This window comes from Vibrio sp. Vb1337 (genome assembly GCF_033338715.1).
Taxonomy (GTDB): Bacteria; Pseudomonadota; Gammaproteobacteria; order Enterobacterales; family Vibrionaceae; genus Vibrio; species Vibrio alginolyticus.
The window spans coordinates 1-1162 of the sequence record NZ_JAWOTD010000192.1; the positions used below are offsets into that span (position 1 = coordinate 1).

General features: G+C 46.3%; 1 protein-coding gene. It reads right to left on the reverse strand.

The window, feature by feature from the left end:
• Positions 1-62: 62 nt before the first annotated feature.
• Positions 63-1162, reverse strand: a 1100-nt coding sequence (locus tag R7E42_RS24950) for an aspartate kinase (RefSeq protein ID WP_318073227.1), incomplete at its 5' end; no start/stop codon positions are given.

Below are 1162 nucleotides of genomic sequence, written 5' to 3' on the forward strand. Positions count from 1 at the left end.
TCATAAGAATTCACTAATAAAAAAGGGGAGAACCTCCCCACCATTAGCTTAACTCGAATCAATTAAGCCACATGCTCCATTGCGTTCGAGCCTTCGACAGGCGCAAAAAACTCATCGTGTAATGCACAAATGGCGCGTTGATATTCTTTGTCACTGACGACAAATTGCACGTTTACATTACGCAACGAAGAGTGCAACGCCACCGGTGTGACACCACTGTTCATGAGAGAAAGGACGCCCTTCGCTAACGTTTTGTTAGTGTCGATGTGTGAACCGATGGCTGAAATTAACGCAACCATTCGCCCTTTAATGGAGGCATTCGGGTAACGTTTTTCGGCCTTGTATAACACTTTGTTTAAGCTGTCCGAGCTACCGCCAAGGTAATACGTAATCGAGTTAGCGTTCATCTCTTTACCGATCAAGCTGACGCGTGCATCAGAGATGATTTCCATCAATTCGTAACTCACGTTGTCAACCTTGCCGACCATCGCTTGATCGAACAAGTGCAGTGCGAAGACCTTTTCTTTACCGGCGATGATTTCCACTTTGTCTTCTTCTGGGCGATACCCTGAAGATATCAACGTACCTTCATGTTCTGGCTCAAACGTGTTTTTGATTTGCAGCTCAATCCCACTTTCGCGCAAACCAGCGGCAGCATTGGGATGAATCGCCTCCATGCCCAAGTTAGCAAGTTGATCCGCTACATCGTAGTTCGTGCTTCCAATTGGCAACACTTTCTCTGGGCCGACCACGCGTGGGTCCGCTGAACTCAAATGGTATTCTTTGTGGATGATGGCTAGGTCTGCTTTGGTGATAGCGGCAATACGACTGAATGTCATTTCACTGTAGCCTCGGTCATAAGTGTGCATCAAACCTTCTTTGCAGTATGCATAACCCGTGACAATAGGCAGTTCTTTGGTCACATCGATATCAGCAAACGCGTCGCGAATGGAATCATCGAGATTTCTTGGTTCCTGATTATCCCAACCAGAGAGATCCACAAACCTCGCATTGATGCCCATGTTTTTCAGCTTAAGCGCTGTATTGTACGCACTGTGCGCTTCACCAATCGACGATAGAAACTCGCGAATTTGTGGCAGATAGTGACGCAGAGAAAACTGTCCGTATTGGCAGGTTTCTAGAATATTAGCGATACAATTTT